Origin of the sequence: Leptospira perdikensis, assembly GCF_004769575.1 — a bacterium.
GTDB classification, from domain to species: Bacteria; Spirochaetota; Leptospiria; order Leptospirales; family Leptospiraceae; genus Leptospira_A; species Leptospira_A perdikensis.
Map to the genome: position 1 here is coordinate 395960 of NZ_RQGA01000014.1, position 24650 is coordinate 420609.

General features: G+C 40.6%; 25 protein-coding genes and 2 tRNA genes. 7 read left to right on the forward strand and 20 right to left on the reverse strand.

Annotated elements, in window-relative coordinates; translation table 11 throughout:
• Nucleotides 1-55: 55 nt before the first annotated feature.
• Nucleotides 56-1765: a DNA repair protein RecN gene (recN, locus tag EHQ49_RS14655; protein ID WP_135580397.1), complete on the reverse strand. Its 1710-nt coding sequence runs from the start codon at nt 1763-1765 to the stop codon at nt 56-58.
• Between the two features lie 129 nt (nt 1766-1894).
• On the opposite strand from recN, the gene EHQ49_RS14660 reads away from it, so the two are divergent.
• Nucleotides 1895-3601, forward strand: coding sequence for a patatin-like phospholipase family protein (locus EHQ49_RS14660; RefSeq protein WP_135580398.1), 1707 nt, complete (start codon nt 1895-1897; stop codon nt 3599-3601).
• On the opposite strand, the gene EHQ49_RS14665 is transcribed toward EHQ49_RS14660, so the two are convergent.
• From EHQ49_RS14665 to EHQ49_RS14710, 10 genes are all read right to left on the reverse strand, one after another.
• A complete protein-coding gene (locus tag EHQ49_RS14665; RefSeq protein ID WP_135580399.1) occupies nt 3598-4599 on the reverse strand; it encodes a PLP-dependent cysteine synthase family protein in 1002 nt (333 codons plus the stop codon). The two genes, EHQ49_RS14660 and EHQ49_RS14665, sit on opposite strands and share 4 nt — an antisense overlap.
• Nucleotides 4599-4976: an FKBP-type peptidyl-prolyl cis-trans isomerase gene (locus EHQ49_RS14670; RefSeq protein WP_135580400.1), complete on the reverse strand. Its 378-nt coding sequence runs from the start codon at nt 4974-4976 to the stop codon at nt 4599-4601. The genes EHQ49_RS14665 and EHQ49_RS14670 overlap by 1 nt, the downstream gene beginning before the upstream one ends.
• Before the next feature lie 7 nt (nt 4977-4983).
• Complete coding sequence (gene leuD, locus EHQ49_RS14675) at nt 4984-5610, reverse strand: 3-isopropylmalate dehydratase small subunit (RefSeq protein WP_135580401.1); 627 nt, start codon at nt 5608-5610, stop codon at nt 4984-4986.
• A 1-nt stretch (nt 5611) separates the two neighbouring features.
• Nucleotides 5612-7006, reverse strand: a complete 1395-nt coding sequence (gene leuC / locus EHQ49_RS14680; RefSeq protein ID WP_135580402.1) for a 3-isopropylmalate dehydratase large subunit — start codon at nt 7004-7006, stop codon at nt 5612-5614.
• Between the two features lie 77 nt (nt 7007-7083).
• Entirely contained in the window at nt 7084-7902 is an 819-nt protein-coding gene (locus EHQ49_RS14685; protein ID WP_135580403.1) for a hypothetical protein, read from the reverse strand.
• A 4-nt stretch (nt 7903-7906) separates the two neighbouring features.
• Nucleotides 7907-9367, reverse strand: a complete 1461-nt coding sequence (locus EHQ49_RS14690; protein ID WP_135580404.1) for an FHA domain-containing protein — start codon at nt 9365-9367, stop codon at nt 7907-7909.
• Nucleotides 9327-10082, reverse strand: coding sequence for an ATP-binding cassette domain-containing protein (locus EHQ49_RS14695; protein ID WP_135580405.1), 756 nt, complete (start codon nt 10080-10082; stop codon nt 9327-9329). Before EHQ49_RS14695 ends, EHQ49_RS14690 begins: the two co-directional genes overlap by 41 nt.
• Nucleotides 10069-10656 (reverse strand): SIS domain-containing protein, encoded by a 588-nt coding sequence (locus EHQ49_RS14700; RefSeq protein ID WP_135580406.1) that lies wholly within the window; start codon nt 10654-10656, stop codon nt 10069-10071. Before EHQ49_RS14700 ends, EHQ49_RS14695 begins: the two co-directional genes overlap by 14 nt.
• Entirely contained in the window at nt 10646-11419 is a 774-nt protein-coding gene (locus EHQ49_RS14705; protein WP_135580407.1) for an LBBP_01157 family protein, read from the reverse strand. Before EHQ49_RS14705 ends, EHQ49_RS14700 begins: the two co-directional genes overlap by 11 nt.
• A complete protein-coding gene (locus EHQ49_RS14710; protein WP_135580408.1) occupies nt 11403-12227 on the reverse strand; it encodes a glycosyltransferase family 2 protein in 825 nt (274 codons plus the stop codon). Before EHQ49_RS14710 ends, EHQ49_RS14705 begins: the two co-directional genes overlap by 17 nt.
• A 30-nt stretch (nt 12228-12257) precedes the next feature.
• Here EHQ49_RS14710 and EHQ49_RS14715 point away from each other — a divergent pair, with 30 nt between their 5' ends.
• Nucleotides 12258-14141 carry an O-antigen ligase family protein gene (locus tag EHQ49_RS14715; RefSeq protein WP_135580409.1) on the forward strand — a complete coding sequence of 628 codons (1884 nt, stop codon included), beginning with the start codon at nt 12258-12260 and terminating at the stop codon, nt 14139-14141.
• Between the two features lie 198 nt (nt 14142-14339).
• On the opposite strand, the gene EHQ49_RS14720 is transcribed toward EHQ49_RS14715, so the two are convergent.
• Nucleotides 14340-14423 (reverse strand) — tRNA-Leu (locus EHQ49_RS14720).
• Between the two features lie 15 nt (nt 14424-14438).
• Nucleotides 14439-14509, reverse strand: a tRNA-Cys gene (locus tag EHQ49_RS14725).
• 132 nt (nt 14510-14641) lie between these two features.
• Here EHQ49_RS14725 and EHQ49_RS14730 point away from each other — a divergent pair.
• Nucleotides 14642-15055 (forward strand): LIMLP_04285 family protein, encoded by a 414-nt coding sequence (locus EHQ49_RS14730; RefSeq protein WP_135580410.1) that lies wholly within the window; start codon nt 14642-14644, stop codon nt 15053-15055.
• A gap of 36 nt (nt 15056-15091) precedes the next feature.
• On the opposite strand, the gene guaA is transcribed toward EHQ49_RS14730, so the two are convergent.
• Nucleotides 15092-16891: a glutamine-hydrolyzing GMP synthase gene (guaA, locus tag EHQ49_RS14735; RefSeq protein ID WP_135580411.1), complete on the reverse strand. Its 1800-nt coding sequence runs from the start codon at nt 16889-16891 to the stop codon at nt 15092-15094.
• 42 nt (nt 16892-16933) lie between these two features.
• Here guaA and queF point away from each other — a divergent pair, with 42 nt between their 5' ends.
• Genes queF through EHQ49_RS14750 form a run of 3 tightly spaced genes read left to right on the forward strand, consistent with a single transcriptional unit; the run spans nt 16934 to nt 17808 of the window.
• A complete protein-coding gene (queF, locus tag EHQ49_RS14740; protein WP_135580412.1) occupies nt 16934-17335 on the forward strand; it encodes a preQ(1) synthase in 402 nt (133 codons plus the stop codon).
• A complete protein-coding gene (locus EHQ49_RS14745) occupies nt 17336-17593 on the forward strand; it encodes a SemiSWEET transporter (protein ID WP_135580413.1) in 258 nt (85 codons plus the stop codon).
• Nucleotides 17590-17808 (forward strand): ferredoxin, encoded by a 219-nt coding sequence (locus EHQ49_RS14750; RefSeq protein ID WP_100719354.1) that lies wholly within the window; start codon nt 17590-17592, stop codon nt 17806-17808. The genes EHQ49_RS14745 and EHQ49_RS14750 overlap by 4 nt, the downstream gene beginning before the upstream one ends.
• A 9-nt stretch (nt 17809-17817) precedes the next feature.
• On the opposite strand, the gene EHQ49_RS14755 is transcribed toward EHQ49_RS14750, so the two are convergent.
• A complete protein-coding gene (locus EHQ49_RS14755; protein WP_135580414.1) occupies nt 17818-18702 on the reverse strand; it encodes a LysR family transcriptional regulator in 885 nt (294 codons plus the stop codon).
• Nucleotides 18703-18839: 137 nt separating this feature from the next.
• On the opposite strand from EHQ49_RS14755, the gene EHQ49_RS14760 reads away from it, so the two are divergent.
• Nucleotides 18840-19508: a type 1 glutamine amidotransferase domain-containing protein gene (locus tag EHQ49_RS14760; RefSeq protein WP_135580415.1), complete on the forward strand. Its 669-nt coding sequence runs from the start codon at nt 18840-18842 to the stop codon at nt 19506-19508.
• A 36-nt stretch (nt 19509-19544) separates the two neighbouring features.
• Here EHQ49_RS14760 and EHQ49_RS14765 read toward each other — a convergent pair whose 3' ends face one another.
• From EHQ49_RS14765 to EHQ49_RS14785, 5 genes are all read right to left on the reverse strand, one after another.
• Nucleotides 19545-20948, reverse strand: a complete 1404-nt coding sequence (locus tag EHQ49_RS14765) for an alkaline phosphatase family protein (protein ID WP_425269873.1) — start codon at nt 20946-20948, stop codon at nt 19545-19547.
• A 154-nt stretch (nt 20949-21102) separates the two neighbouring features.
• Entirely contained in the window at nt 21103-22128 is a 1026-nt protein-coding gene (gene fliM, locus EHQ49_RS14770) for a flagellar motor switch protein FliM (protein WP_002974265.1), read from the reverse strand.
• Complete coding sequence (locus EHQ49_RS14775) at nt 22125-23111, reverse strand: hypothetical protein (RefSeq protein WP_135580417.1); 987 nt, start codon at nt 23109-23111, stop codon at nt 22125-22127. Before EHQ49_RS14775 ends, fliM begins: the two co-directional genes overlap by 4 nt.
• A 61-nt stretch (nt 23112-23172) precedes the next feature.
• On the reverse strand, nt 23173-23772 hold the full coding sequence (locus tag EHQ49_RS14780; RefSeq protein ID WP_135580418.1) for a hypothetical protein: 600 nt from the start codon (nt 23770-23772) through the stop codon (nt 23173-23175).
• Nucleotides 23769-24650, reverse strand: coding sequence for a peptidylprolyl isomerase (locus EHQ49_RS14785; RefSeq protein ID WP_135580419.1), 882 nt, complete (start codon nt 24648-24650; stop codon nt 23769-23771). The genes EHQ49_RS14780 and EHQ49_RS14785 overlap by 4 nt, the downstream gene beginning before the upstream one ends.

The window sequence follows — 24650 nt, forward strand, 5'->3', positions numbered from 1 at the left end:
ATTACGAATAGAGTTTTCAGTCTTCCCTTTTTCGCCAAATACTATTTTTAAGACACTAACCTGCTTTTTTCATTAGTAGATCTGTCGCTGCTTTTAAGACCGCAGAAGTCAACTGTTTACCACCAATCATTCGGGCAAGCTCCCTTTTCCTTTCCTCAAAGTCAAGAATCGCAGCATAGGACACAGTCCTACCACCTTCCTGGCGTTTTTCGATCTTGATTTGATGATCCCCAGCGGCCGCCACCTGTTGTGTGTGTGTGATTAGGAGAATTTGTGAGTTTCTTGCTAGTTTTTTAAGCTTAGTTGCCATCGCCTCCGCAGCCTCCCCACCAAGACCTGTATCCACCTCATCCAAAACCAACATTTGAGGCGAAGGGGCCTGTTTTCCGAGAACACTCCTCAGTGCAAGCATCACCCGGGACAATTCACCACCAGAGGCCACTTTGCGAAGTGGACGTGGTTTTTCTCCTGGATTGGCGCTAAAATAGAACTCAATTTGGTCGAGTCCCGATTCCGAAAGAAAATAAGACTTCGATCCTTCTTCCACTTCACCTTCAGGATTTTCTTCCCAACGAAGAACCACTTGGAGTTTTCCTCCCTCAAGTCCCAAATCCGCCATCTCTTTTTGAACATCCTCTTCAAACTGCGATATCACATTACGACGTAATTTCGAAAGTTGGAATCCTAGTTCTTTCATCTCCGTTAAGCATTGGTCTTTTTTGATTCGTAAAAAATCCTCATCCCCTGCTTGTTCGTTCCAACGTTCGAGCTCCGATTTTTTCTCTTCGAGCAAAAGGTTGATCTCGGTTAAACTGACATTGTATTTTTTCTTTAGTTTTTTAATGTCCTGGAGTCTAGACTGAACCATATCCAAACGTTCTGGGCTAAAAAATAATTCCTCTTCTTCTTCTCTGATAATTGATTTCAGCGATTTTAACCTGTCATAAACTTCTTCCCATTCTTCCAACATTTCCTTCTTTTCAGGAATCAAAATAGAAACTTTCTGAATGGCATGGATGAGAGTTGGGAATACTTTCAAAATTGAGTTTTCTTTCTCTGTCAATTCCTCTAAGACCAAACGGTAGTTCTCCGCTAGTTTTTCGCCATTGGCCAAAAGAGATTCTTCTGAAGATAAACTTTCATCTTCTCCTTCTTTGGGTGAAACGGATTCGATCTCTTCGATTTCATACTCGAGGATTTCTTTTCGTTTGAGCATCGTACGTCTCGTTTCTTCAAAATCGGAAAGTTTTTGTTTCCAATGACGGTATTGTTGTAATGCGGATTTAAATTTGAATTTTAAGGATTCCAAATTGCCATAGCGGTCTAAAAATTCCAACTGGTTGGATTTTTCGAGTAGGAATAGTTGTTCGTTTTGGGAATGGATTTCCGCCATCGTTTTTCCAAGCTCCCGAAGATGGGTGGTGGAAGCCAAACTCTCTCCGATTTTCACCCGCGCTTTTCCATCTTTCATTAGCTCCTTAGTGATGATAATCTCATCACCCGTATAACGAAAGCCTTGTTCCATCAAATAGTCTTTGGCTAAGTTTTGTCCGGTTAAAGATAGAACAGCTTGCAAAGAATACCGCTCCTTTCCTTGTCGAATGTTGGCCGTGGAACATCGCCCTCCAAACAAAGAAGCCAGGGCATCGAAAATTAAGGATTTTCCGGCACCGGACTCGCCAGTAAAGACAGAGAGACCATCCGCAAGGGAAAGTTCCAGGGATTCAAAGAGTGCAAAATCTTTAATTTTCAAATGTGTAATCATATAGACTCCTGTTTGCTAAACATACAATTACCACTTAACAAACAAGTAGTCAATGAAATTTTTTAGTTTTTAGGAAAAAACGAAATTTCTCTCTCTTTCCCCTCTGAAACCCTGGTGGAAAAGGTCCTTATGAAAGATTTAGAAGGAAAAATTCACCTTGTTTCCAGCCTTCCTTTATTTCGGAGTTTATCCCGAAAAGAAAAGGTTTGGGTTGCCGAATCCGTTCATATCGTGGAATCAGAAAGAGAAGAAACACTCTTTACTGCGGGAGACTCTGATCGAAGTTTATTTTTAATTCTTTCTGGCGGAATCAAATTGTTTCTCCCCAAAAAAGGAGAAGGGAAAAGGGAAGAAGAAGTACAATACCTCAAAAAAGGTGAGTATTTTGGAATTCAATCTCTGCTCACAGGAGAAAAACATAGCCATACAGCCGTTACTGTTACTGAATCAAGATTTCTTGTTCTCTCTCAATCTGGATTCCAAAAATTAATCCAAAAAATTCCTTATCTTTCAATTACCTTTTCCAAGATGCTCACCAAATCTCTCCGAGGAGAACTCATTGGTGGAAGAGAATACTTTCGTAATTCTGTGGTTTGTCTTGTACATTCCGACCCTGTGGCAAGCGACCATTTGGCAAAGGATCTAGTTTCTTCCATAGAAGAGGAATCGGGAAAAAAATCCATTGTCCTCCACTTTGCACAAAATGGACAATCAGAAAGCCCTTATCTTAAGTCATATAAGTTCAAAGACTCAGACCGAATCAAAGAAACTCTAGGCAAACACTACGCAAGCCATTCCTTTATTTTTTTGGAAGTTTTTCCTGACACTGACGAAGAACTCAAACGTCTGTTAATTGACGAATCCGACCATATAGAAAACTACCTTTCTCCTGATAAAAAAATCAACCTTTGTGATTCGATTACTAGTGAATCCAAAGAAAATGAAATTCTCTACCATGAAACCAATATCAGAGATTTAATCGAACATGGGAAATGGGAAATCCATATCAGACGAAAGGCAAGAGAACTTTCAGGAGTTCAAATCGGGGTGGCCCTTGGTGGAGGAGCAGCCCTCGGTCTTGCCCAAGTGGGAATCATGAAAGTCATGGAAGAAGAAGGACTGGTTCCTGATATGATCGCAGGCACTAGTATCGGCGCAGTCATCGGAGCATTTTGGGCCAGTGGACTCGGTTACAAAGGAATATTACCACTCCTTGCGGAAATCGACAGTATCTTCAAAATGTTCAAACTTGTGGACTTATCATTCCCTGGCCAAGGACTTTTACATGGAAAACATGTACGTTCCCTTCTTGAAAAGTATTTAGGAGACTTGTATTTTGAAGACCTTCCGATCAAACTGAGACTCATTAGTTGTGATATCACAACGAGACAAGAAATTGTTCTTTCGGAAGGAAAGGTATTGGATGCGGTGATGTCGAGTATTTCGATTCCAGGAGTTTTTGTTCCCCAACCCCAAGAGAATGGAAAAACCTATGTGGACGGCGGAATTGTAAACCCTCTCCCGGTTTCTGCTCTCACCCATGAAGGAGTTGGGAAAATCATTGCCGTCAATTCTATGCCCAGCTCCAAAGATGAGATGAAAACAAATAAACTTTTGAATTTGAATGTTTTGGATATCATTGTGAACAGCCTGTATTCCCTCCAATACCGAATTGGAAAGTACAGTGCTCAAGAAGCGGATGTATATTTAAATCCGATTCTGCCAAATTCCAATTGGTTTGAATTTTGGCGGAGTGCTGAATTCATCCAACTAGGGGAAACCGTTGTCAAAAGTTCCCTAGAGGAAATCAAACAATTGTTTAGCGAAAAATCTTAATCTCTATCAGGCGAAAGGATAACAATGTTGATTGGGTTTCTTTCGTTTCTTTCCGACTCTGGGATGGATTCTGAAAATCGGAGGGCGCCAGTAATCACTGTTCCTGTAGTAAGTCCTGCAAAAATTCCTTCCTTTTCATAAAGATCGGCTTGCAAGTGTAAGGCGTCATCTTGAGTGACATGGAAATAATGATCAATCAATTTGGGATCATAAACTGCCGGAAGTTGGATCCTTTCCCTTTCTTTGGGATTGTCAGTTTTTCCATATTCCATAAATGGCGAGTTTTGTTTTCCAGCAATAATGACTTTGACTCTGCGGTCTTGGGATTTCAAATACCTCCCAATTCCAGTAATGGCCCCACCCGATCCAGGAGCAGAAATCACAGCATCCACTTTTCCTTGTAAGTCTCTCCAAATCTCAGGCCCCGTGGTTTTGAAATGGAAATTAGGATTTGCGGGATTGGAGGCTTCATCAGGAATCCAACCGCCAATTTTTTTGGCTTTGTCTTCTGCAAGTTCTGTAAGTCGTCCTAAATCAGATTCATTACTAACAGTAACTTCGGCCCCGTAACTTCGTAATAGTTGAATCCGTTCGGGAGCCGTATGAAGAGGAACAAGACAAAAAACAGGATATCCTTTTACTTTTCCAATCCAAGTAAAACTAACTGAGGAAGAACGAGCACCCACGAGGACAACAGACATTCCTTTTTTCAGTTTCCCTCTCCTTTCTGCATCCAAATACATAGCGAGTGCTGTGCGATCCTTAGCAGAACCAGTCGGATTTAAAAACTCAGCTTTAAGGTAAAACTGCACTCCCGTATATTCCGATCCAATTCGATTCAAACGGATGAGGGGAGTGTTTCCAATGAGTTGGAGGATATTATCCTGAATAGGTTTGGCAACGGAAAGTTCCTTTCCAAAGATACCTTGTACATTGTTAAGAGCCTGCAACAGACTGTTGCCAAGGTCATCGATGCCTTTGGAAATTGGATCTATCATTATTTTACTTTAATCAGTTCCACATCAAAGATAAGAGTTGAATTCGCCGGAATTGGACCAATGGCACGAGCACCATATCCATATTGCGGAGGGATGGTCAGTTTCCTTTTTCCACCTTCTTTCATTCCTACAATGCCTCGTTCCCAACCTTGGATCACTTGACCTTGGCCCAGTTGGAAACTAAAAGGTTCCCCACGATCCACAGAAGAATCAAAGACTTTTCCGTTGGTTAACTTTCCTGTGTAATGAACAACTACTGTCGTTCCACGAATGGCTTCTCTACCTAACCCTTGTTTGGTGTCTTGAATAAGAAGTTCTTCAGCGAAAAGTCCAGTTGTTACGAATAAAAATCCGACAAAAAGAGAAAACAGTTTCATACAGCGATTATACAGTTTTTGCGTACAACCAGGGAACTTCTTTTTGGTTCTTTTCCTCAAATTTTTGAATAAAATCAGCTTTTTGGAGAGTGAGTCCAATATCATCCAAACCGTTGAGAAGGCAATGTTTGCGAAAAGCATCCACTTCAAATGGATATTTTTTCCCGTCTTCTGTGACCACAACTTGGTTTTCTAAATCGATTTCCAAGTTAGCACCGGGTTTTTTATCTATGGTTTGGAAAATTTCCTCTATCTGCGCTTCAGGTAAAACAATGGGCAACATCCCATTTTTAAAACAGTTATTATAAAAGATATCTGCGTAAGAAGGAGAAAGGATAGATCGAAACCCGTAATCTTCTAAAGCCCAGGGTGCATGTTCTCTTGACGATCCACAACCAAAGTTGTCACGAGTGACAAGAATATTTGCACCTTGGTATCTTGGTGCATTGAGAACAAATTCTGGATTTGGTTTCTTTCCCGCATCATCCAGAAATCTCCAGTCGTGGAATAGGTGTTGGCCAAATCCAGACCTTTCAATTTTACGAAGGAATTGTTTCGGAATGATTTGGTCTGTATCAACGTTTGCCTTATCCAATAAAGCGGCGATTCCTTTTAATTTCGTAAATGCTTTCATCTTATTTCCACTCCCGAATGTCTACAAAATGCCCTTCTACTGCGACTGCCGCAGCCATGGCAGGTCCTACCAGGTGGGTACGTCCTCCCTTTCCTTGCCTTCCTTCAAAGTTTCTATTGGAAGTAGATGCACAGCGATCTCCAGGAGAAAGAACGTCATCGTTCATTGCAAGGCACATGGAACAACCTGGGTTTCTCCATTGAAAGCCTGCGTCTAAAAAGATTTTATCTAGTCCTTCAGATTCCGCTTGTCGTTTCACACGACCAGAACCAGGAACAATGATCGCTTCGACTTCTTTACTAACTTTTTTTCCTTTGACGGTGTCTGCAACAACACGTAAATCTTCGATACGAGAGTTTGTGCAAGATCCAATAAACACCTTATTCACTTTTACATCGCTAAGTTTCTGGCCAGGTTTTAAATCCATGTAAGCAAGAGCTGACTCAGCTGATTTTTTTTGAACTGGGTCTGTGAAATCCGTTGGTGCAGGTACAGTCGCAGTCACTGGAATCACTTGGCCAGGGGATGTTCCCCAAGAAACCATCGGTGCAATTTCACTTGCATTTAAGGTTACCGTTTTATCAAACTTGGCTCCTGCATCCGTGGCATAAGCCTTCCATTTAGCAGCCGCTATATCAAAGGCCTCACCTTTAGGAGCAAAATCTTTTCCTTTGATATAACTTACAGTAGTATCATCAGGAGAAATGAGTCCTGCTCGAGCACCAGCTTCAATCGCCATATTACAGATGGTCATACGACCTTCCATACTGAGAGAACGAATTGCCTCTCCAGTGAATTCGATCACATAACCTGTGGCCCCATCAGTTCCTATTTTACCAATGATAGCAAGTACGATGTCTTTTGCAGAAACAAGAGGAGATAGTTTTCCATCTACTCGAATCTCTAATGTTTTTGGTTTCTTTTGGACAAGTGTTTGAGTTGCGAGAACATGTTCTACTTCCGATGTTCCAATTCCAAAAGCAAGTGCACCAAAAGCACCGTGAGTCGCAGTATGCGAATCCCCACAAACAATAGTCATTCCAGGATGAGTTAGACCGAGCTCTGGTGCCACTACGTGAACAATTCCATTGTCCGGGTGGTTGATATCAAATAATGTGATTCCGTTTTCTTTGCAATTGTCCATCAGGGTTTGCATTTGAAGGACAGAGATTGGGTCCACCGATTTCCAATCGCGGGTTCTTGTGGACACGTTGTGATCCATAGTAGCGAACGTAGCATCCGGGCGACGCACCTTTCGATTGGTTAATTTCAAACTCTCAAAAGCTTGCGGGCTTGTTACCTCATGGACAAGGTGTCTGTCGATGTAGATGAGGCAGGTTCCATCATCCTCGTGGACCAAATGGTCATTCCAAATCTTCTCAAACATGGTTTTCATAACTAGACTCCCCCACTTCCAGTCATAACTCGGACACGGGGTGGTATGTCCAGGGAATTTGGAAAAATAGAGAAGTTCTAAGGAGTTTGGACAGTAGAACCGTCTACGTAAGTTCCTGAAATTCCTGAACAGTGCGCAGCAGCGGTGCCCGCGCCCCCCGTAAGCGGTGCTGTGTAGACACTGATGATATAACCAACACTCGATTGAGTTAGTTTGCAAGATCCCACAACACTGGTCTCTGTACATTTAGACGTCTGTTTGGTTCCCGATAGACAACTCGTTAGATATCCATAATAATTTTGACAGACACCGCCACCGACGGCACAAGCAAATTTAAAGGTTTTGATCGATCCTCCATTCAAAAGGTCAGAAAGATCCGAATCGGAAATGGTTTGTACGGGAGTCCCATCTGTAAGCACGGTCAACGGATTGTTGGCTGCACTTTCCTTTTGATAAAGATAAATCAAATAACTTCCTGCTTTTGTGAAACTAATCACCGTAGCCGGTGAATCAACCTTAGAATATTCAGTTCCTTCTTTGGCGATTACGGCAGAAGAAAGATCCAAAGGACAACTCGTTGATACATAAATTGCAAGTTTCGCATAACGGGAAAGTACGACCCGAGTTCCAATTTGAGCACCGGCAATCTGCATGACTGCGTAATAGGTATCACCAGCGAGAGAAAACGATACTGCTTTGGAAGTAGTTGTGATTCCTGTATAACCTGCCTTAATCTGGGTTCCAAGGCCTGCCACAGTACAACCATCGGCACCAGATTCTTTGGCAAGTAGAAGAGATGAAGTCGCCGCATTGTCCGAGGTCTCACCGGAACAGTGAACTGTGAATGAAAGTAAAACGATGATTAAGACAAAAAATTTATCTAACATACGAACCATAACCCTACCTTCCTCGAAACGAGAGAATCGTCTTTCCGATTTGAATTTCGTCCAAATTATGAAGCACTTTGGGGCGAAGTAATTTTTTACCGTTCAAGTATACCCCTGTTTGTGACACACAATCAAACAATATATACTTTCCCTTTCTATTTTTTACCTTCGCATGAAGGCCGGCAACTGTTGGATCAGGAAGAACTAGGTGGTTCGATTCCCAACTACCAATGGTAACCTCATCGAACTGCAATGGGAATTGATCCGTGTTATGATTGCCATCCCTTAATATCAGAACGGCATAAGAATAGGAGGACCCGGCAAGCGGAATTTTTTCTGCAATCGCTACTGCGATTTCACGATCGCGAGCAGCCTTTTCCATTGTCTCTCCATACATTCGATCATAAACTTGGAGTTCTTCTTTCCTTTCTGAAAACTCAGATTCAACATTTGTTATGGTCGCCAAACTTTGGTTTGTTTCTTCATATCCCCGTAAATAGTATAAAGCAGCTAAACAAAGAAATATCAGAAATAAACTAACAGGAAAAAAGAATAGTGGATCAGATAATTGAAGATACAAAGTTCGAAAAAAGGAAAGTTCATATCGGAAAACAAACCGAATGCCTTGGTCTACTGATACGAGTTTACCTGAAACAAAATTAGTTTTCCATCGGGATAGTTTCCATGGCGATTGATAAACAAGTTCATAATCTTCCTGGCCAAGGGCACGAAGATAAGAAAATAAATCAGAATAACTATCTGATTTGGTTATGGGATAGTGTTTTCCATTGGCATAACTGGCAAGTTTTGTAGCTTCCAAGGAACTCGGTGCTAACACGATCAACTGTAGATTTTTATCCCGAATTCTTTTTGCCAATTCCGGAATCTCGAATCGATCTTGCCATTCCGGTGCAAAACTAACTAAAACAAGAATATGATCTTCCTCGGATTGATTTTTAGCAATTCCCTCAAGGAAGTTCTCCCAATTACGAATGGGATAAATCGGAGCTGGTTCTTTTGGAAAGGGAAAGGAAATATCCAAAACCTGAGAACGAATTCGTTCGAAGGAATGTTTGGTTCCATCGGATTGGATTTGTAATTTTGAAGTCCCACCACTTTGTTCAGAAGATTTTACCAATTGGTTTGCCAACTGAATGATCCAACGTCGGTCTTCTGCGTTTGTATAACTGGGAATAGAAATATATAAGTGAATGGGATTTTTGGATTCTATTGGTTCGAACCGAAAGGATTCTGTAAGTCTTGCTACAGAATCCAATTCTTCGGATAGGACAAATCCTGTCGGATCAATCGGGGTGTTGGAATGGAATCGAATTTTGACTTCTGGGTAAGAACGAATGTCGATGGATCTAAGTTTGAATCCAGGGTCCGCAAAAAGAACCACAGGTGCAAAAATAAGGAAAAGGAAAGTTCCTTTACTGAAAGAGGAGAGAAGCTTCCTTAAGTTGTTTTCCATATTCTGTTTTTGGCTCCAGGTTGTGGTTTAGAACCGGAATGGTTTCTATGACTTCCCCTTCTTTCATTATCGTAACTTGGGAGGCCAGACTTTCGACGATCCGAAGCTCGTGTGTAATAAAAACAACTGACATCCCCATTTTTGCAAGGTTTTGAACGGTTTCCAAGACAATTTTTTCAGAAAAAGAGTCGAGACCTGTCGTTGGTTCATCTAATACCAAAATCTCCGGATTTCGTAAAAATGCCAAAGAAAGAAGAATTCTTTGTTTCTCTCCTCCTGAAAGCGTTCTTGCATATTTTTTCCAATGATTTCGGGGAATAGACAACTGATCCCAAATTAAAAATAGAGATTCGTATGATCCTGTATTCAGTCCTGATAGTTTAAAAAAATCTTTGGTTTGCGCCTCTATAGTACGGAAAGGATGAAATGCTCCATTGGGATTTTGTGGCACCATAAATAGTTTGGAACCTAAACTTTTAGAAAGAACATCTTCACCTAGCACAGTAAAGGTTGTATAGGATAAACGACAACCTGTTGGGACCATTCCAAAAAGAGAAAATCCAAGTGTGGACTTTCCTGATCCCGATTCTCCAATGATCCCGTAAATGAATCCTTTCGGAATTTCTAAAGAAATTCCCTTCCAAATCTTTTGCCCATCCCTTGTTTCAATGGTGGCATTTTTGATTTGAACTACATTCAAATCAATCGAGGCCAAAGAGTTCCTTTTCTATGATGCTACAAAGAATATGACCGATGAGAATATGGCATTCTTGAATCCTTGCCGTGATTTTCGAAGGGACAATGATTTCCACATCTCCCTTACCCTTTAGTTTCCCCCCATCACCACCTAAAAAAAGGACTACCTTCATTCCTATTTTTCTAGCCTCTTCCACCGCCAAAATAATGTTTTGCGAATTTCCCGAAGTGGTAAGACCCACAAAAACATCTGCTTGTTTCCCAAAAGCTTGGACTTGTCTTTGAAAAACATATTCATAACCATAATCATTAGAACATGCGGTAAGAACCGCTTGGTCACTATTGAGTGCAAGGGCAGGAATGGCTTTCCTTTCATTCCCAGATTTATAACGAACCACAAGTTCAGCTGCGATATGGGAAGCATCACAACTAGATCCACCGTTACCACAAAAATACAATAACCCATTTTGTTTTAAGGATTCTACAAGTAACTTTCCCGCCGATTCAATAGATGGCAAAAGGATTGGTAATAACTGCTGTTTTACGGCAATCGAATCTTCAATATGTGATTGGATAAGTGATTTATGATCCATGGTTTTCTTCCTTTTCCCGTTTTTCTTTTATCATGTTAATGGTATTTCCAAATTCGATAAGTGCTGTTCCAAATCCGAATAAGTTTTTGGCTTTCGAATAGGGATTGTTTTGGTCTGTATTTCCCAAATTCAAATAAAATAGTTCGTCTCGAACCAGCCGCTTCTGTCTTTCTGTTGCTACAGATTCAAAAAAAACCCGACATTCCTCACCAATGGCAAGTAGAACAAGGGCCATGGAATTTGGTTTCATTTGTAAAACCAACTGTTCTTTCCAAAATCGTTCCCAAGTGAGAACAACTCTCCAATCTTCTTTAGGAGCATCCGCATCTAAAAATAAATCCGATTTAGGAATGGAAAACGCTCCAAGTAACCCATCCAAACTAGACAGATCTTTGGATAAATTTTTGTTTAATTCACCCTCATCCACAAATAAAACGCCAGCCCATTTCTCATCTTTATTTTTATAAATGTGATTCCCTGTGGCTAAAATAACGGAATAATTTGAGCCTTCAGCACGAAACAATTTGTCATTTGTTTTTGTTAAGCGAAACTTAGGAGTTTCGAAAACGATCCCTGATGTTACCTGTTTGGTACGAAGTTTCTTTTTCCAATTTTCTACGGCTTGTGCCCACTCCATAGCAAAGGATTTTGGTTCTTTTTTTCGTTTTCCCGGATCCTCTTCTTTAGAATTCCTTTTAGAGCCAAACAAGGATAGAACACGTGTAAACCAATTCCCTTGGGATTTTTTATTCGTTTTTGCCATAATCTTTTCTTATATTGGACGGTCGCTCAATTTGTTTACGATCTAGTTCATACAATTTTGCAAATTTAAGAAAGGTAGAAAAGGAAGATGCAATGGCGATCCAAAGCCCTGGGATCCCATCCAAAAACCCAAACTTAAAAATATAAATTTCGATAAATTTTCCGAATGGTTTGAATATGGTTTTTGTAAGAGAAAACCTCTCCCCTTTCGCATAACGAGTATAAGCAACAATACTAGAAAACTGATTGATAGTTGTAATTTGGTGACTAAAGTCAGTAAAACTATAATGAAGGATATCTCCTTTCATTACTTTCCCATGAGAACCAGGTTTTAATTCGATATAATCATGTGGGTTTTCGCCAACCCAAGTGGCCGCATTTTTTTGGAAAAGACGAAATCTACGAAGTGGATACCAACCGCTATACCGAATCCACCGACCCAAATGATAAGTGAGTCTCGCAATTTTAAACCCATCGGCATAAACTGACTCTGATTCTAAAAACAATTCAATAGACTGAATTAGAGTTTGGTTCGCACGTTCATCCGCATCAAGTGATAAAATCCAATCATTGGAACAAAAACCAATGGCTTTGTTCTTTTGTTCCACATGACCTGGAAACGGAGACTCATAGAATTTTACTTTGGAAAAGGAAGTCGCAATTTCTTTGGTACGGTCAGTACTCAATGAATCCAAAACAATGATTTCATCAGCAACTGCCAGAACGGACCGGATACAATCCCCGATATTTTTTTCTTCATTGAAGGTGATGATGGCCACCGACAATTTTCTTTTTCTCTTGCCTTCCATAGGAGTTAAAACCTATTCTGAGAACCAAATATGATTGGGAAAGAAACATTTCATAAGATTTCTGTCGTTTTTCTATACCTTTTTTTTGCACTCTCCCCCTTTTCGATTAGTCTTTGCCAAATCTTTGCCGGGGCCTCTCTATTCTTTTTGTTTTTGAATGTAATTTTAAAACGAAAATTTCAGCATTTCGAATCTCAAATCCTTTTTTGGATCCTTCTTTATGTAAGTTTTCTCATCACTCCGATTCTACATTGGAATCAAACCAATTGGAAAGTCACTATCTTAAAATCTGAGTTTGGTGATGTATGGATGGCATTGTTGTTATTACACCATTCAAACTTATCAACTTTCGAAAAAACAAAATTAAAAAAAGCAGTTCAGATTGGAGCTCTATTTCTCATTGTAGCAGGGCTGGTATCACTGGTTTTCCCTTACAGACTTGCTCCGTTTGTGATGGATGGATTCCAATATACCGAGGGGAGACGTTTACCTCACCTTTTGGCAATTTTTATGGGAAAGTTTCCTCTTTATTTGCCCATTGGTTTCCAAAGTACTCACCTAACATATGGAGGATTACTTGCTCTCTATCTCCCCTCTCTTTTAGATCACAGCTTCCGCATTTTTAAAATAGTCAAACGAACAGCAAAGTTTCGTTTTCTTCTCATTGGATTTTTCATTTTATCTTTGTTTGGACTCGTTTTACTTTTTCTGAACCAAAGTCGTTCCATTTGGTTTGGACTTTTATTTGGATTCTTTCTGATTTCCCTACACAAAAGAATTTCGATTAAAAAATACCTACCTGCTCTGGGAATTGGTGTGTTGGCATTTGTAGGTATTCTCTATTTGCTCTACCAAAACAATTGGCTTTTCCAAAGGGCAATCGATGATTTATTCGCTAAACGCTCGTTAGAGAATCAAAGAATTTGGATTCATAAAATGAATTTTCAAATTCTAAAAGATTCTTATTTCTTCGGAATTGGATCAGGAAATTATACAAATGAGTTTATCACACAAGCGAATGAATTAGTAAACAATCTTCCCGAATTGTATTATGACTTGTTTATCACTCCGAAATCACATGCTCATTTTGACTTCCTACATTTTTGGATTTTGGGAGGGTTCCTCTCAGTGTTTTTTTTCCTCTATTTTTTATATTTAGAAACAAAACTCATTTTAAATACGGGGAAACATACTATTTTCTTTTTAGGATTTTTTGCTGTTGTATTTGCAGGCAGTTTCCAATGTTTTCTGTTAGATGATGAAGTCTTGTTTCCTTTCCTTGGAATTTTATGTTTACTTCCTTCCTACAAAGAAAAAAGAATCATTCAAAATCATTTAACGAGTAAAAACCATCAAAAGAAAATTTTTGGATTGGTCCTTTTTTGGATTCTACTTTCTTGTTTGGGGGCTTTTTATTTAACAAAAACACCTGATCAGGACCTCTTTTTACACCGAACTCGCACTGAACAGAATTTTCCTTCCTTACAAGCACAGTCATCCATCAATGGGAAAGTGCCAATCGTTTTGCCAGAAGGAACCAAAGAACTTTATTTTAAACTTGCGGGATGTTTGGATCATGATTCTAACTTTAACAAAACTTCCGTTATCAGAGAGGCACCGATTCTCTTCCAAATTCATTGGGAAGAAAAACAAAATGGGAATCTACCGGAAACTCTTACATTAGAAATTCGGAAAAGAGAAAGCTTCGACCAAGACAAAGAATACAAAGTCCAGTCGGAACGAATTGTAAAAACTGAAAGTTTTCGAAATACAAATCAGGCCCAAAAGATCCAAATCTATCCTAAAGATCATTTGGGCGTTGGGTTAGAGTTTGTTGATTTTGGATTTAAATATACTTGGAAAGGAGAAAATCCGGTTCTTCCCAGAATTGAGATCTCAGGGAACTGTAATTAGATCTGCATAGTTAAGAGATGTTGATTCTAGTTTTGTTTGATTGAGAAAGTCCGCGGGAATCGCTTCAAACTTCGGCCTTCCTGGCCTTTCGTTTTCAGCCCGTCTTGCTCGTCACCTCAGGCTTCCTGCCTTCGGAAAAAACGCTTTACGCTCCCTATGGGTTGCTACGTTTTTTTTGACTCGCAATCGTTCGATTTATACCTGGAGCGGGAATCGAACCCGCACGGGATTACTCCCACAGGATTTTAAGTCCTGTGTGTCTACCAATTCCACCATCCAGGCGAATCAATCGTGAGAAGGCGTCGGCCGGATTCGAACCGGCGGTCAAGCTTTTGCAGAGCCATGCCTTACCACTTGGCCACGACGCCAATCGTGACTTTGGATAGGCTAAAATAGGAAGGCCTGGTGTCAAATGGAAACTGAATTCACTTTTCATCGGATTGTAACATTTCTCTCAAAAATCAAATTGCGGAACCTTTGCAAAAGATTGGGCTGTAAATATGAACCTAAAGACCTTTCTCATCGTATCCATACTATCGATTGTTTCTCTAAATTCTTATGCGGACACGGTGAAAGTGAAAGCAACCAAAGAGGTACTGGAGAATGTCAAAACTTCTTCTCCAACTGCCAATTATGTTTTGGTCGAATCAAAAGATGGCACCAAACAAGCGTTTAAGAAAACAGCCGTAGACGTCGTATCTCTTCCTGTAGAATGGGAAGCTCCGAAAGAGGAAGAAAAACCTGGATTTTTTGGATCCTTAATCGCTTCCAAAGATACCAAGGAAGAAACAAAAACAGAATCCGCAGCACAGGAAGAACCAAAAGAAAATCCAGAAAACCAAAGTTTTTTCAAAAGAAAACTCCCCGAACTCGCAATGGGTGGAATGGTTCTCCTTTGGTTTTTACTGCCTTAATCTTTTTTCTAAATTTGTTTTTAGAAAGATCCTAACTTATTCCCACTCAATCGTTCCCGGTGGTTTGTGGGTAAGATCATACAACACCAAAGAAATTTGCGGTAAAACTAATAATTCTTTGGTGATCCGTTCCAAAATTTTTCTATCCATCTCATAAAAATTAGCAGTCATTGCTTCGGTTGATTCCACTGGGCGTAACACTACCCCATAAGAATTTTCACGAAGTCCCACAGGAACAAGGACCACTGGCATTTGCCAGATAGACGTATGAATGGATTCCTCATAGAGGATTCGATTCACAATCGCATCCGCCTCTCGTAAAATATCAGAGTGTTCTTTGTCTAAGGTCAGTTTGGTATAATGAAAAGCTCCCGAGAAAGTTTGAATCCCCGGTGCAAAAACCACACGATTGATTTCCTTTTTGAAATTGGTGATCTCAACGGCACATTCGTCCAATTCCTTCCAGTTGGTAGTGAAATCATTTAACACGGCACAGTGCGCATAACTTCTTTGGTCCCCTTGTACCCCGACAGAAAGAATCGGTAAAATTTTCACCGTAGCTTTTTTTCCAGAAAGGGACAAATCAGAAAAATCAAGGACAGGAGGTTTTGTCTCAGGGCTCGCAATCATTCTTACCACAAGGCCTGGGCCCGGGAAAGGATGCCTTTCGATCCAACGTTCTGGTAGGCCGAGAAGCCTTCCGAGTTCTCTCACTTCATCTTTGTACAAATCGGCAATGGGTTCGATGATTTTCCCTTCTTGGATGAGTTTTTCAATTTGAGGGACGCGGTTGTGATGGGTTTTGATTTTATGAGAATGTTTGGTTCCCCCAGATTCGATGGTGTCTGGGTAAATGGTTCCTTGACCAAGAAGCCAATGTTCAGAATCCAAACCAAGGGAATCTGTGGCTTTACTTTGTGCTTCTAAGAATAGATCTCCAACAATCCGACGTTTTTTTTCTGGTTCAAATTCTGATTCTAAGTGTTTGTAAAAGATCTGACTTTCATCCCAAATGGTGAGATCAAAACCAACGTGGTGGAGGTTGTCTATAAGATCCTTCACTTCATTTTTACGCATAAAACCAGTGTCGACAAGGAGTCCTTTGACACGATCTTTCCCAAGTGCTTTGGCAAGTAGTAAGTAGGCGACAGAAGAATCCACACCACCGGACACGAGTAAAAACACATTTTTACCTAGTGGGACTTTTTTTTGTAACTCGGAGATTTGTTCTTCCAAAAACTGCGAAATACTCCAACTGGATCCCGCATTACAAAGATTCACAAAGTTACGAAGTAAAACTTCCCCTTCTTCAGAATGAGTGACTTCTGGATGAAATTGGATTCCAAATTGTTTTTTAGACTCATTAGAAACAAACGCATAACGGCAATTATCCGAAGAAGCAACAATTTGAAAACCATCCGGCATTCGAACCACTTCATCACCGTGACTCATCCAGACTTTCGTTTTAGGAGAAAGGGATTTAGAAAGTAAGGAATCAGGATTTTGAATTTCTAAAATAGCAGGGCCATATTCTTTTGAATTGGAAGAAACAACCTCACCACCAAGGGCCTTCATTAAAAGTTGGTGGCCATAACAGATTCCGAGAATGGGAACAGAAGTGTTAAAAAAACCATCTGGTAGAAGTGGAGCACCCTTTTCGTACACACTACTGGGGCCACCCGATAGAATGATTCCAGCATAGGATGCGTAAACAGACAAAGGTTCTTCGTTGGAGAGAATTTCCGTATAGGCACCAAGCCTACGAATTCGGGATGCGATGAGGTGAGCGTATTGACCGCCGAAATCGACGACTGCAATTTTTTTATCACTTTTCATGGGATGATTCCAAAATAATTTTGCAATTGTCGGGGTAAACAAATGTCGGAAAAAAAATCAGAATCTTCTTACGAGGACAAACAAGACCATATCCCGTCCTGGAAAACCCCGGAAATCGAGTGGTTTGCCAATGTTTATGCCGGAAAAGAATATAATATCGAATTCACAATCCCGGAATTTACCGCTGTTTGTCCAAAAACAGGCCTTCCCGACTTTGGTTCTATTTTTATCGAATACATCCCTAGGGAACGCTGCGTAGAACTAAAATCGCTAAAAGAATACATGATGTCCTACCGGAATGTGGGAATTTTCCATGAAAACGTTGTGAACAAAATCCTCGAAGACTTCGTGGCTGCCGTAAATCCTCTCTTTGTGAAAGTGGTAGGTGATTACAATGTTCGGGGCGGGGTGAAGACAATAGTTAGGCGAGAGTATAAAGCTTAAATGGAAAACCTAATTGGCTACGTTGCTGCATTTTTAACTACGGTTTCCTTTCTTCCCCAGGTATTACGTGTCGTAATGACCAAACAAACTCGCGATATCAGCCGCAATATGTACATTATGTTTTTTTTTGGTGTACTTTTGTGGTTAGTTTACGGAGTATTGCGGTCTGATTTTCCAATCATCCTTGCTAATACTGTGACCATTTTCTTCGTAGCTATCATTTTATATTATAAACTCAAAACAGAGGATAAATCATGAGAAAGGCTTATGTAGACAAAGACAATTGTACTTCTTGTAATCAATGTGCAGATAATATGCCTAAGTATTTTATGATGGATGAGGATGATGTTTCCCAAACTCATATCGGCGGTGAGTCGATCAACGATGCGATGATCCCAGACGAAGATGAAAAGAAGGTGCAAAAGGAAATGGATGAATGCCCAGGGGAATGTATCCACTGGAAAAAACATTAATTTAAACCTTTAAACATTCATCCAATCATACAGTGTAGGGAATTTTTCTTCTAAAAAATCGACATCCTCTTCTCGGCTAACAAGATACAATTGGTTTTCAAAACCATAACAATCTTTATCATTCGTGTATAATGGAGATTTTTTCCCAAGTAAATACGTAGGCAAAACAGAAACACCGCTCCCGAGTTCCAATGCCGTTCTGATATCATGAAGGTTCGGCAAAACAGAATACTCCTTTAATTTCGGCCTGGAATCAAAGTTCACCTTCCAGAACCTGCGAACTATGGCAAAATCCTCACTATACACAAACCAATGTTGGTTTTCCATCCAAGTTTTGATCATTTCGATTTTGGGTTTGGTTTGTCCACGAAATGGAAAATTCGCCTCCAAACTGATGGATTTTGAGGTTACAAATACAAATTTTTCTCTGTATAATTCTTCTAATAAAATCCCAGGAACGTTTAACTTTTGATTGGTGATAACTAGATCGATTTCCTTTTTTTCCAAAGAATCCAAAAGTTCAGGAGGATGACCATACTGCACATGAAATCTTTCTCCTGATGCAGAAAGTTTTGGCAAAATTTTTTCTAAAAAAATCTCCTTGGCTGAACCAATCCTAAACTTGCGGATATTTTCTTTCGGTTTCCATTGCCCTTCCATTTTTTCCAATTCTTCGATTGGGCCTGCAATCTGAACATACAAACGTTTGGCGGCGTCAGTGGGAATTAAGTCTCGAGATGTACGCCGAAATAAAACTTCTTTTCTATGCCTTTCCAAGGATTGTAAATGCAAACTAAGTGCCGGTTGGGACAAACCAAGGATTTTTCCTGCTTTGGTCAAATTCCTCTCCCGATAGATACAATAAAAACTCTGGTACAATTCGATCGGATTCATTCTGATATTATATTTTTAATACCAGATTATAAACACCATCATTATTCTAATAACTAGTTTCCCTTGTCTAAAAAATCAGATAGGAAAAAATTTTCCTAAGGCAGGTATTTAGAACCTGCAAACAAAGCGAGGATCCAATGAAAAAAGTATTATTTGTATTAACAAGCCACGGAGAAAAAGGAAACGCCGGTTCCACGGGTTACCATTTGGGAGAAGTAGCTCACCCATGGAAGGTCTTACACGATGCCGGTGTGGAAATGGATTTGGTCAGTCCGAAAGGGGGTGAACCTCCTGTGGATGGATTTGATTTGGAAGATGTGGCCAACAAAGAATTTTGGAACCATCCCCTTTACCAGGAAAAACGCATCCATACCAAGTCCCCAAAAGAAATTAAGGCAAGTGACTACTCTGCCATTTATTTTGCCGGTGGGCACGGAACCATGTGGGATTTTCCAGACAACGCGGAACTCCAAGGCCTCACAAGATCCATCTATGAATCAGGTGGGATTGTGGGAGCTGTTTGTCACGGTCCCTCGGCACTTGTCAATGTCACTTTGTCCAATGGGTCCAAACTGATTGAGGGAAAACGAGTGAATGGATTTTCCAACGAAGAAGAAGAGATTGTGAAACTAGAAGGAGTGGTTCCTTTCCTATTGGAAGACAAACTGATCGCTGCCGGTGGTACGTATTCCAAATCAGCACCTTGGAACTCTCATGTGGAAGTGGACGAAAGGCTTGTGACAGGACAAAATCCGCAGTCGGCAAAAGCTGTTGGAGAGGCCATTCTTAGTTTATTAAAAAAATAAGAATCACCGTTTCATCCGAATCGGTTTGATTCTAGATTAGGGTTTTGTGGAAACACGAGGCCCTTTGTTTTTTTTCTCTTTAAGACCTAACATATCTTTCACGATTCTAAATACATCTTTTACCGATTGGAATTGGTGTTTTTTTCCCGTTGGGTCATACACAAATCCAATGGTTTTCATCTCAGGGTTTGTATTCCAATACCCATGTCCGTGAATCTTTGTTTGGGACTTGGTAAACACTTCCCCTTTTCTGGTTCCACTAAAAAACATAGATTGCGAAGTCCGTAAAAGTCCTAAAGCATTGGGATGAATTTTCTTTTGCAGATTACGATTCTCCTCGCCTTCTGAGGTTTGGTTGATTCCTTCACCTAACATATTGCTATTAGCAGGAATCCATTCGGCTCCTGGACAGGCCGCTAGAATTTCAGAAACAAGGGATTGGATTTCCGCATCCGCTAGTTTTGCATTCCCACCAGGCAAAAGGACGGCGGTTCCACCAGAACTTTTAAAGGTGAGTTGGAAAGTTCCGTCCTCATCCCGAATGTACCCTTTTTGTTTTAAAACCACATTCGGTGCACAAACCACATCGGCAGAATGAAACCCGTGATCAGAAACGATCACAAGTCCCGGACCTTTGGGTGAAAATGCTCCCACGGACTGTAAAAATTCAAAAATGGCTTTGTCCAATTCCAAAAGTCGGGAAAGGGCTTTTTCTGATCCAGGGCCAAACCCATGGTGGTTGGTGTCCAAATCCGTTGTGTAAACCAACATCAGATCCGGTTTTTTATTTTGAAAGAGCCAAGTGGCTGTTTTTAATTTCACTTCATCTTTTGAGACGTCGTTTAACGGTGCTCCTACGGCAAGTTCCGCTTCTTTATGAAGATCCTTTGTGGAAAGCACTCGAAGGAGTTTGTCATCCTCTGGGATTTTTTTTCTCCAATATTGGGGGAGATTCCAATCGATACCGGCCCCCACAGTGACAGGCCAAAATACATTCGCAGTGGATTTCCGATTCTCTTTTGCCAAATCCCAAAGTGTAGGACTAAAGATGTCTTCCGCATACCACATCCATCCCCCATCGTTTTTTTCAAAAGGATCGGATAAAGTATTGTTGAGGATTCCATGTTCTGCCGGATCTTTTCCTGTCACCATCGAAGTATGTGCCGGATACGTTACCGATGGATTGACTGTTACAATTTCAGAAACACCATACTTTTGGAAAATTTCGTTTAGGTGTGGGAAATAAGAATGGTATTTAGTATCCAATAAGTAGTAAGCAGGAAATCCATCGATAGAAAGAACAATGGTTTGGCGAATCTTTGAGGATTGACTCGCACGTTTTTCTGAAGGTTTATTGGGTTTGGCTTCTAAAGGCAGAAAAACAAACAGAACCAAAAGGAATCCAAAAGCAAAAAATAGAAATTTCCTGATTTGTTGCAAATTTGAAATGCCTTCAATCGCTCTACTATTGAAACAGGTTTTGTACCGGCAGTTATGGAAACACCTGCTTACACAAACTGACGAATTAGCAAAAGCGGACAAAAATACTTCGCTAGGCCTTTTCATTCGCATAAACTCTGTTTAGCGAAAAAACTTAGTATTCTTGTTCCGATCTGGTAGATCCAAGGAGTTCGTCTGGAATGTCCTCAATGCTATCTCCAATTTGGATGGCAAGACGGTTCCCCACACGACCCGGTGTGGCCTTAAACTTACTACGATCCCCTACCTTTACCATAAGGTCTGTTTTGATCGGCGTGTTTTCCAGTTTGATCACATCCCCAACGTGTAAGTTCATGAGATCATTCAGAGAGATGTCCACACTTCCCACTTCTGAAATCAGAGGGATTTTGACTTGGTCGAGTCGTTCTTGGATGACGGCACGGTTTTCGTCCACTTCCCCTTTACGAATCGAGGAATACCAATACTGTGCAGAAAGTTTATTGATGATTGGTTCAATGGTGATGTAGGGAATACAAAGGTTGGTCATCCCTTCCACTTCACCCACTTTGGTTTCCAAAGTAATTAATACCACCATGTCATTTGGAGGAACGACCTGTGCGAATTGTGGGTTCGTTTCAATATTTCCTAGTCTTGGACGCAAATCAATTACCGTAGACCAAGACTCTCGTAAGTTTCCGAGAATCCTGACAATGATACCTTCCATTACCGATAACTCGATATCAGAAAGTTCTCTGTTGACTTTGGAAGACTCACCCTTACCACCAAACAGACGATCGATGATGGTGAACGAAATGGATGGGTCAATTTCTAAAATGGCAGACCCACGGAGTGGATCCATATTGATCACAGCAAGAGTTGTGGGATTCGGAATGGATCGAATGAATTCTTCGTAGGTTAACTGGTCCACCGATGCCACGTGCACCACAACCAGGGCTCGTAACTGAGCCGATAGACCAGTGGTTGCCAAACGGGCAAAAGTCTCGTGCATCATCTGCAAGGTACGAATTTGGTCTTTTGAAAATTTATCCGGACGTTTGAAGTCGTAGATTTTGACTTTCTTTTGTTCCCCAACCGATGAGTATTCATCCTCGGATACTTCGCCCGAGGAGATGGCATTTAACAGGGCATCAATTTCGTCTTGGGAAAGGATTTCCGTCATTTTTTTACCTTTACGAGTAAGTTTTTAATCTGCCAAAATCCAACTCGGCTTCCTTCTTCTTGTCGCAAGGTGTATATATATTCGTACCTTGTTTTGAACCGACCCATCATTCTTTCTACATAAACCTGGACTCTCGCATCCCGTTTGGAGGGATAGTCCACATTCATCACTTTAAAGTATTTTAAAACACCAGAGGGTGTCTCCGTCAAATACTCTTTGAAATCTTCAATGATTGTTTCGCGTTCCCCAAGACCTGCTTCGGTATAGGCACTGCTGTAACGATCATATGCAAGAATATACTCAGAAAAATCGATCCACTTAAAATGGTATTCCCAATGTTTTTTCATCTCAGCACCGAGAAAGAGGAAGATCGTTTCCTCAGGGGAAAGCCCCCCGTTTTCCGTGATTTGGCGGGTGACGGTTTCTTTTCTCTCTGCTTTGGAATTTTGAAATAAGAATCCTACGGTATTTCCAGAGCGAAGGAAAGCTGATTTATCTTCCGTATAATTAGGATAAAAATAACCGGTCACATAGAATTTTTGATCTGGTAAAAAACTATAATGTTCGTCCAGATAGATGGTTTTGGAAAACGACTCATTGCGATGAAGGCTCACTTCTTTATTTTCATCGCCTACCAAATTGACGATGGTAGTCCTACGTTTGAGGATGGGATCTGGAAATTCTGGATCTTCTATAGGTGTGAGGATCCGGTCGTTCTCATCTTTCACAATGATTTGAAAAGAGTAACGGTAGTCGAAGGAAGGAAAGATTCGAACCACTTCCTTACCGGTATTAGTGACGGTAAAAGTCAGTGGCACTCGTTCCCCTGACTGGTAACTCCGTTTCGTTAAAGACAAACTAATTTTTGACTGTAATGAGACAAAGTTATCAATTCGTTCTCCCCGAGCATCCCTATCAGGAAATGCAAATAGGGAATCTACCAATAGAATTCCTAAAATGATACAAGTTCGGAGAGACCGCATACACTTAAAGATTTCGGCAGGACTTGCAATTTTCGAAAGAATTTTTAGGACATAAAACCGGTCATCCGGCCCCCATTTTTGCCTCTTCCAAAATATAATCCGCAATCCGAATGAGCCTTGTCGTCACTCCCACTAACTTTTTGTACTGGTAGTAATTTTCCCTTTGTTTGTCCAAATGTGGTTCGACGAGGGCCACTGTTTTTGAGGAAACTTTTAGGTTTTTGATCTCGTTTTCGGTAACCCCATACAGATTGGCTTCAGAAACAAAACGATTTAGTTCCTTCACCAAACTCTCGTCTGTCAAATCCTGAATTTCGAATACCTTTTCTATTTTTAAAATAAAGTCAGTTAATGTTCGTTTGATTTTCGATTCTTCTTCTGTTGGCCGGCGTTTGGAAGTGACCTGGTTTAAGGATTCGTACCGTTCCAAGGCCGTTTCATACAGGTGGCTCATTTTTGTTTTTTGGCCGAGGATAAAACTGATAAAACTTAGGAGACCGACGAAGGTATCAGGGTAACGATTGATTCCCCCGATTTCATCAAGTGCATTCGCAAATGCTTCTTCATTATGAGGTACGGTCATAATGAATTTTAACACCGGTTCCACGGAGGAACCCGACGTGTATTTTTGAATGACTTCGATTCCTTCTAAGTAGTTCATTGGCGTTTGTCGATGATGACAACCTTTCGAATTGTCGTCTGAAGGTTCCCCTTTTCAATGATTCGGTCAAGTACATCATACCCGGAAACTAAAAATCCAAAGACAGTATGAAGACCATCCAAATGTGGTGTGTCTACCTGATTGATAAAAAATTGTGATCCGTTGGTATTGGGGCCGGCATTGGCCATAGCCAAGGATCCACGAAGAGCCTTTTTACTAGGAACGACTTCATTGTAACGGTAACCCACTCGGTGTAATACTTCCAAAACAGGTAATTCCATAGCTTCTTGGTAAGCTTTTTCTACTTCGGTTCGTTTTTCTTCAAACTCAGCTCTCGATTGGATTTTGAATTCAGCAAGAACTGCTCGTTGCAATTGGGCTTGGTATTGGGGTGCATCTTTGATTTTGAGTTTGTCGAGTCCCAATGCCTTTCCATTGATTTCATCTTCTGTTTGGTATCCAGGCCCACCGGTTCCGTCACCTCTAGGACAGCCACCTTGTGCCATAAAGTTTTCAATGACACGGTGAAATTTCAAACCATCGTAAAACGGTCGTCTTTCGGAACCTTTGTCCGTTCGAAATTCTTTTTCACCTTGGGCGAGATCAATAAAGTTCTGCACAGTCTTTGGTGCTGCATCATCATAAAGTTCCAAAACCAAATCACCTGCTGTCGTTGAGAACACTGCGTAAATGGCGGGTTTTTCAGGAAGTTTGGCTAGGGTTTGATCGGCACGTTTGACAATTACCTTGGAAGGAGAATAGGAAACGGGTTCATATGTTATTTTTTTGAATCTTTGGTCACTACAGAATATGGTTTGTGAAGCAAGTAAAAAGAGAAAGGCGAAGAAAGGGACTTTGTGGAAAAACGTTGGTTTCAT